Annotated in this window: 8 protein-coding genes; 2 read left to right on the forward strand and 6 right to left on the reverse strand. The window is 34.6% G+C overall.

The genetic code is table 11. The annotated features are described in order from the left end of the window. Positions 1–155: 155 nt before the first annotated feature. The 5 genes from ACVHXK_RS18300 to ACVHXK_RS18320 form a co-directional block, all read right to left on the reverse strand. Entirely contained in the window at positions 156–2,750 is a 2,595-nt protein-coding gene (locus ACVHXK_RS18300; protein ID WP_461207849.1) for a virulence-associated E family protein, read from the reverse strand. Between the two features lie 640 nt (positions 2,751–3,390). After that, positions 3,391–5,226 (reverse strand): DNA polymerase, encoded by a 1,836-nt coding sequence (locus ACVHXK_RS18305; RefSeq protein ID WP_461207850.1) that lies wholly within the window; start codon positions 5,224–5,226, stop codon positions 3,391–3,393. 340 nt (positions 5,227–5,566) lie between these two features. After that, on the reverse strand, positions 5,567–6,115 hold the full coding sequence (locus tag ACVHXK_RS18310; protein ID WP_461207851.1) for a DUF2815 family protein: 549 nt from the start codon (positions 6,113–6,115) through the stop codon (positions 5,567–5,569). A gap of 2 nt (positions 6,116–6,117) precedes the next feature. Then, positions 6,118–6,441: a hypothetical protein gene (locus ACVHXK_RS18315; protein ID WP_461207852.1), complete on the reverse strand. Its 324-nt coding sequence runs from the start codon at positions 6,439–6,441 to the stop codon at positions 6,118–6,120. A 36-nt stretch (positions 6,442–6,477) separates the two neighbouring features. Then, positions 6,478–6,684, reverse strand: coding sequence for a helix-turn-helix transcriptional regulator (locus tag ACVHXK_RS18320; RefSeq protein ID WP_461207853.1), 207 nt, complete (start codon positions 6,682–6,684; stop codon positions 6,478–6,480). A 176-nt stretch (positions 6,685–6,860) separates the two neighbouring features. Here ACVHXK_RS18320 and ACVHXK_RS18325 point away from each other — a divergent pair, with 176 nt between their 5' ends. Then, on the forward strand, positions 6,861–7,271 hold the full coding sequence (locus tag ACVHXK_RS18325) for a helix-turn-helix domain-containing protein (protein WP_461207854.1): 411 nt from the start codon (positions 6,861–6,863) through the stop codon (positions 7,269–7,271). Between the two features lie 22 nt (positions 7,272–7,293). After that, on the forward strand, positions 7,294–7,713 hold the full coding sequence (locus tag ACVHXK_RS18330; protein WP_461207855.1) for an ImmA/IrrE family metallo-endopeptidase: 420 nt from the start codon (positions 7,294–7,296) through the stop codon (positions 7,711–7,713). 189 nt (positions 7,714–7,902) lie between these two features. On the opposite strand, the gene ACVHXK_RS18335 is transcribed toward ACVHXK_RS18330, so the two are convergent. Further along, a partial coding sequence (locus ACVHXK_RS18335; protein ID WP_461207856.1) for a DUF4351 domain-containing protein occupies positions 7,903–8,088 on the reverse strand: 186 nt, incomplete at its 5' end.

Genomic DNA, 8,088 nt, shown 5'->3' on the forward strand with positions numbered 1-8,088 from the left:
CATTGCAAATTATCCAAGTAATTGCAAATTGCAAATTGAACATTGCAAATTGTCCAAGTAATTGCAAATTGCAAATTGAACATTGCAAATTATCCAAGTAATTGCAAATTGCAAATTGAACATTGCAAATTGTCCAAGTAATTGCAAATTGCAAATTAATCTCTAATCCTAACAAACGCCCTCTGTACTCCATAGTTTTTCCCAAATCTTAGTCTCCTACTTCCTTCATCATAAGATTTCCAGCCTTTGGTTTTTGTAATAATATCAATGATTTCTCTGGATTGTGTACGGGTCATTTGCTTAATATCTCCGCCTAATGCCTCTACCCAAATCTCCATAGCACATACTTTTTCTCTCTCAACGTTTCCTCTTTTCGCCTCCCCGAACTCACTGCCTTGAATGTATTGCCTTCTTTCGAAAATATCTAAATCATACCAATTACTTGGCAAAAGCATATTAAGATACTCATTAATAACACCACTCATAGCACTTTCCTCTGTATGAATTTCCTGAACAAGTGTAGCTTCCTTTTCCATACTATTTTCAAGATATAAAGGCTCATGATTTTTATATAGCTCATTAGCTTCTGCCCAAACTTGGTTAATTTCTTCTTCCGTTAGATCTTTCCAAAGATTTTTTTTACTCTTATTTTTACCAACAACAATTGGCCAAAACCTTCTATTGCCTGTCTTATCCCTTAAAAATGTATTGTCATTAGTAGTACCGAAAAAAACACATTGCCTTTTAAATACCGAAACCTGTTTGCCATAAGCCACCCTGTACATGTCTTCTTGCTTTGAAATAAAATGCTTAACGGCCTCAGTTTCTGCCTTCCTAGTTGCTGATAATTCCGCAAGCTCTATTAGCCAGGCTCCTTGAAGCTGCTCATAGGCCTCTTTACCTTGTACCGTATTTACAGAATCAGAATGCCACTTTAGCCCAAGTTTTTTAATCATATAACTCTTGCCAATGCCCTGCGCGCCTACTAGCACCAGTATATAATCGAATTTTACGCCAGGCTCATATACACGAGCTACTGCAGCTGCCATGATTTTTCTAGTAACACATCTATTAAACACAGTATCCTCAGCCCCAAGATAATCTATAAATAAAGTCTCTATCCTGGCTATCCCATCCCATTTAAGCCTACCGAAATAATCCTTTATAGGGTGAAATTTATTTCTTGCCTGCACTGCCATTAAGGCATCATTCAACTTTTGCGGCGACACAATATCATAGACACTTTCTATGTAGCCCCTAAGTTCTGCATCATCTCTATCTTGCCAATACTCGCCATCTTCAAGTGTCCTCCACGGCAAATCACCCAAAACAGCTGGTCTGTGAAGAAACTCATTCAAAGCTATTTTTTCTACTAAAAAAACATCATTTTGAAGTATTAATAATAAATTTGCAAAAGTGCTATTAGGCGTTCCTTTATCACTAATAGAAAGCTCTGCAAGCCAGCTTAAATCAGCATCAACAGCTTTCTTCTTCTCGGTAATATCTTGCTTCTCATTAATACCTTGCTCCTCATTAATACCTTGCTTCACACTAATGCCTTGATTTTCACTAACCTCTTGCTTATTACTAGTCCCTTGATTTTCACTCCCCTCTGTAGTTTCATCATTATTGTAAAGCCTATCTCCATCTATACCTCCTTTAGATAAAGATGCTCCCCTTGCAAATTCTTCTCTCGCCATCTTAGTTTTTTCCTCTACGAGAAGAAGTTTAGTTTCCTTATCTTCCTTGCAAAAGTCAATCATAGCCTTAAATGAAGGCAATCTATTTTTCTGCTTTGCCTCCTCTTGGCCCTGGTCTAAGTGTCCAAACTTATGAATTCTCACAAGATCAAAAGAATTGCAAAGAATCCCACTAGCTGGGTCCGTACTATGATGCGAATAAGCAAATTTACCTTGCTCATAAATAATAAGTCCCCCTACAGAACTCCCTTTCACATAAGTATATCTGGTCCCTTCATTAACAGGCTTGTAGACATCCTTTAGAAATTTTTCAATAGCCGCAAGAACAGAATAACTGCGACAGAAAGCACCAATAAATCCCGATTTCTCCCTTGGGTCCATTTGCTTTTTAATCTGTGCATTCCTAATGCTAGAAGCCTTAGTTCCTTCTGGCCAAGTGGCTTGGTCTCTCCAATCTTCGTACCTAGAGAGTACTTCATCAGGGTCTACCCACTCCTCATCTAAATATTTAAAAACAAACTCTCCATCACTACAAGTAGAAGGCCAATACATAAGTCTATGTGGTTCAAAAGTAGTGCCATCAAAGAACTCTATTCCAATATCTTCAGCAATTTTTCTTGAAACTGCCCCATATTCATCAGCAGAAACAGGTCTTTTTAGGGGAATAATAATTCGCATACGAGGCTTATTGTTACTATGACTATGTGTAGAATAAATAGCTGCAGCACTGCCTATCATAAATTCAACGCTAGCCCATATATCTCCCTTAACATAATCAGCATCCAATGTTACAAGTTGCCTAAATTCAACCTGCTCTTTTCTCCTTCTGCCATCCTTAAGCTTTCCCCCTACAAACCCGCCTACATCCTTCTTATCATCTCTATTCTTCTTCGTCATAAGCCCGTACTCTTCATAACTCTCCCCAGTACGAACGGTCTTACTAATTCTATCCAAAAAAGCTGACCAAAAAAGCTTCTTATTTGTCCATTTAATCGTTCTCCTACTCTTACCCGTTGCTATATTAATAAAACCATCATTGTTTAACTTCATAATTCCTCCTTTATCAAAAAGGTATATTAAAACATAATGCACAATGCACAATGCACAATGTACAATTGAGGATGAAATTTTTTAGCACGCTAAAAAATTTCTTTAATTAATTAAAACATTAAAACATTAAAACACTAATTATAGACGTGCATTATTCATTCTAAACTTCCCATATCCTATATTTTTTTTATTTTATTTCTTTTTGTTATTCTTTAATTTCTCACGTTACTATATTTTAAGTATACATAGTATACACCTAAGGAAAAACCCTTGCACAATGCGGTCTAAGGCCGTGTACTACACTGTATACTTGGAAAATATAATGCACAATTATCAATGCACAATGCACAATTAAGGATGAAATTTTTTAGCACGCTGAAAAATTTCTTTAATTAATTGAAGCATTAAAACATCAAAACACTAATTATAAGCGTGTATTATTCATTATACATTTATTTTGCCCGTGCTTTTGACTTTGCCTTTGCCTTTGCCTTTGACCTTGCACTTGCACTTGCCTTTGACCTTGCACTTGCCTTTGCCTTTGACTTTTCTTTTGAACTTAATTGTGCATTGTGCATTGTGCATTGTGCATTATCCCTATATTGTGCATTGTGCATCGTGCATTGTGCATTGCATTAGTCTATTTCCTATAGTAATTTGCTTCAAATCCTTCTGCCCTTAGATAAAGTCCTTCCGCCCACTGAATATTTCTTCCCATAATTTCATTGACTTCTTCTAGTGATCCTTCTCCTATAGGCACTTCTAGTACTACTTCATCATGCACATGCATTACAATATTGTAGCCAGCTTTATCAATATTAATCATAGCTTCTGCAAGACAGTCCCTTGCTATAGCCTGGACTATATTTTCTACCAGTTTGCCTCCATAGGTTCTCATAGTACACCAGCCTTTACCTACACCAAACCCCTTATAGGTTATTCCAACCTTATTGAATTTTTCTTCCCTCTCTAGTCTTGCTTCAAAATAGGCTAATTTTCGACCTGATGGGAGCTTTGCAAAAAGAATTCCATCTCTGCAATAAAACTTGATTCCATATTTAAAATCAACAACTACTTTATCTTTAAGAGCTTTAATTGCTGCTTCCTCTACATTATGCCAAAGTGCTACTATCCTTGGATTAGCCTCTCTCCAAGCCTTAACTAAAGGATATAATTCTTCTTCCAGAACGCCCATTTTAGTCGCTCCCATAACTGTGAGAGCACCAGTACTGCCGCCATAGCCTAGAGCAAGCTCAGCCACTTTACCTTTTTGTCTTAATAAACTATCCTTTGTGATTGATTCAATAGGCACCTTAAACATCTGTGATGCCGAAGCCTCATAAATTTTCCCATGAGAAGCAAAGACCTGCATTCGCCATTTTTCCCCTGCCAGCCAAGCTATAATCCTCGCCTCTATAGCGCTAAAATCTGACACTATAAATCTACAATTTTCCCGGGGAATAAAGGCAGTTCTAATTAATTGGGATAATACATTAGAAGCACTTTCATAAAGAAACTCCAGATCCTCTCCTCTTCCCGATATTAATACTTCCCTTGCTAATGCTAAATCCTTAAGCTTTGTCTGAGGTAAATTTTGAACCTGAACAAGCTTCCCTGACCACCGACCTGTTCTATTTGCCCCATAAAATTTAAGAAGACCCCTTATTCGACCATCCTTACATAATGATCTATTCATAGCTTCATACTTTTTCAGTGATGTTTTGGATATTTCTCGTCTGATGGATAAGACTCTTTTCACTACTGTATCTTCAGTTTCATTAATAAGAATCTCCACTTTTTCTTTAGATAAGCTTTTAACTTCTATGTCGGCATACTCATTTAGCCATTTCTTAAGTTGGGTTGGACTATTAGGATTGTCTAGACTTGTTAATGTCTTTAATTCTTGTTTTTTACACTTTTCCATATCTCTGCTCAAAATAAGAGCGAATTCAAGTAATTTTTCATCAATTTTTACACCATAATCATTAATCTTGCCATCAAGGCACCAAAGCTTCTGTTCATTTTCTATAAGTGTATAATCCTTTAACTTATTGCGAATAGCTCTTTCCACTTCCACATCCATAGCGCAATACTTCTTGAATAGCTTCCACCTTTCTTCCTTCTCTAATTCTTGCCTTTGCAATAATTTTTCATTACACCCTTTTATAATAGGCAGCGGTGACTGTGATAAATTCCCCATAGAAAACTCTTTTATTAATGCCCTGCCTTCCTTCATTTTTACAACTGGCAAATTTAAAACCTTAGAAACCTCATCCAAACTACTAGGTAGTCCAAGCGTTGATGCAAGAACAGCTGTACATCTCCACTGCTCTATTTTCAGTGGCAAATTAAAATACTTTCCTATACAAAGCCTCTCAAAATTAGCATTAAAAGCAGCCTTTATGACATTATCATCTAGCAAAGCTGCTCTAACTTTTGCTGGTAGTTCTTCCCCATTTTTAATATCAACAACCATGACTTTCTCTTCATCAAAGGCATAGGCAAATAATAATATACCAAAATCTTCATCCTCTACATAAGGATAAACGCCACTCTTTCTAAGGTCTACACTAGAACAAGTCTCAATATCTATAGATAATATAGACGTAATATCAACCCCTTTTTAAGGCAATGCACAATGCACAATGCACAATTAATGTTGATTCTCGACCAAAGGTCGAGAATCTTTAATCATTTAATTATTTAATTGAATAAAGATTTTGCGAACGCAGAGAACAAAATCATCCACAATTGTGCATTGTGAATTGTGCATTGTGCATTTATCTTTTCTTCTATCTTTTAACTGCGCTCTTCTTTTATGATAAAAAGTCTTCCTCTTGATCATGGCTATCAACAACAGAGAAGTCTTCCTCAGCACTACTTCTTGAATATAAATGTTCACCATCTTCTAATTTTTGAAGATTATTTAAACAGCAACCAATTCCATGATTGCCCCCTTTATCATAACTAAAAAAAAACAAAGAAGCTCTTCCATAACATCCAGAATAAAATTCACTTTCATTATTAATATGTTTAAGGCTTGGACCAACAATTTCTGGCTTTATTGTGCTGCTTGCATTAAAATACACAGTATTTTTATACTCCTCTTCCTCTAACTCATCACCATCATGTACAAGTGTATTTATATCCTCTAAAAATTCTCTTCCATACTTAACAACTCCAACTTTCTTTGCAGCCATTATAGCCTTATTAATTTTTGCCATAGTGTCATCGTTATCATCCTTCTTGACAATTATTCTAATAGAATACTTTAGAGGCCCGTCCTCAAAACTCCTAGGCCTCCAAACATTTGCATAATCGAAACGTACTTTACTTGTCACAACTTTTATTAAATCATTTGCCATTTTTACAGCTCACCTACCTCTTTCATAAATTCTTCATATTTTTCCTTACTAATATCAGTAAGTTTTTTACCGCCAAATTTCTGGATTAAAACCTTTATTTGTGCTTGCTTGCCTTTTCTTGATTTTTCAATCAAAGCGACTCTCAAATCTTGTAATGTCACTTCCTTTTGAGTAATAATGCTTTTATTTTCTGGTATTTCTCCTTTTTTAGCATCTAAGACTCCTCCATTTACGGACTTTACTTCTTGTCCTCTCTCTAATGCTTCTGCAATAGATAATAGGACTGCCTCCAGTGCTGGTGCTACTATTTTTACTTCTACATTCATGATTATTGTATCCTCCTTTAATGTTTTTCGTTGCATTTATTGACCTAAATTAGCAAAAAAAATATCCCCTGGATTATCTAAATGTAATATTGCAGTGATTTTATCTGCTTCTTCTATAGTAAAAGATGATCTGTCATTAAGCTTTGCATTTAATGATTGCACTGATATACCTACTTTCTCAGCTAACTTAACTTGCGTAATTCCTTTTTCTACTATTTTTCCTTTCAGTTTTTTCGAATTCATTTTATGCTCCTCTCAAAAATATTAGTATTTTTAAATTGCAAATATGAGTTACCATTATTGTAACTCTCTACCTAATTTATGTCAACTCAAATATGCAATTATTTTTTCTTTTATTAAAAAATATTGCCTTTTTGCTTTATAATGGTATAATATAGCTTATAGAGGAGGTTTTTACATTGAATAGAGAAATAACAAATGAAATTGTCATTAGGATGAAAAAAAGAAGACAATCTTTAGGTCTTTCTTTTCAATCTCTTTCGGAAAAAACAGGTATAAATAAATCTACATTGCAACGCTATGAAAGTGGTTTTATAAATAATTTACCCGTAGAAAAACTAGATATATTAGCACAAGCATTAGATATTACACCTGCATATTTGATGGGATGGGACAAAACTCCGCCAATTCCTTCTTACAACGATATAGAAATAGAAACTCCAGAGGATGCTATGAAATTTATTCTTAAACAGCCACTCTTAATGGCCTATGGTGGCTACGACACAAACAAAATGACTGATGATGAATTGGTGAGCTTTGCCAAAGAATTATTAAGACAAATGGAATTAATCAGCTATAAATTTAAGTAAAACAACTAAGGAGATGTAGTTATTGCCCAAAGACGAAATAGTGTCACTAGCTTTAGAGCTTAAGTCTTATTATAAAACAAATGACCCTTTCAAGATTGGCAGAAATATGGGGATGAAATTCGATTTTTTCCCTTTTAGAAAAGTAGCTATGCAAGCATATGTAATAAAACCATATGCAAATTCAAAACCATTAATATACATTAACTCAAATTTTGATAAACTCTCACAAAAAGTTTTATGTGCTCATGAATTAGGACATGCTATTATGCATAGCAATCCTTGCAATCATTTTGATGGTAATTCTATATCAACCTTACATGAGTATGAAGCAAATTTATTTGCAGTCGCTTTCCTATTCAATCCAGATATTTTTATTATGGATATAACTAAAATGGATAATTATTTGCTAAGGTCTATTTTAGATAATAATATTAATTATTAGTTCACTATGAAAAATTAAAAACACAAATCCAACATCAAATATGATGTTGGATTTTTTTTAATGATAGCAAGTTCGTCGCCCGCATCTCCTCACAAAGACCCTCAGGGGTAAATAACATTTTATTAATAAATTGTGAATATTTGTTCGTATCCCCTAGGGGTCTTAGTCTGCCTATAGGCAGACTTGCTTTTAAAAATATTTTTCCAACTCATCTAAACTCTCTATTTCAAAAATATCCACTAGTATTGTATCAATAACCTTATCTGATAAATTCTTGATTTTTTTCTCATTTTCATCAGTAATATTACCAAATTTCTTTGTAAGCTGTTTTATTAGTATTTCTGATTTTCCTTCTTTTATTCCTTCTTTTATTCC

The sequence above is a fragment of the Clostridium sp. DL1XJH146 genome, from assembly GCF_054819755.1.

Coding starts and splice junctions, on each gene's coding strand:
- ACVHXK_RS18300 (WP_461207849.1), bottom strand. CDS start 2,750: ATGAAGTTAAACAATGATGGTTTTATTAATATAGCAACGGGTAAGAGT.
- ACVHXK_RS18315 (WP_461207852.1), bottom strand. CDS start 6,441: ATGAATGTAGAAGTAAAAATAGTAGCACCAGCACTGGAGGCAGTCCTA.
- ACVHXK_RS18320 (WP_461207853.1), bottom strand. CDS start 6,684: ATGAATTCGAAAAAACTGAAAGGAAAAATAGTAGAAAAAGGAATTACG.
- ACVHXK_RS18305 (WP_461207850.1), bottom strand. CDS start 5,226: ATGGTTGTTGATATTAAAAATGGGGAAGAACTACCAGCAAAAGTTAGA.
- ACVHXK_RS18310 (WP_461207851.1), bottom strand. CDS start 6,115: ATGGCAAATGATTTAATAAAAGTTGTGACAAGTAAAGTACGTTTCGAT.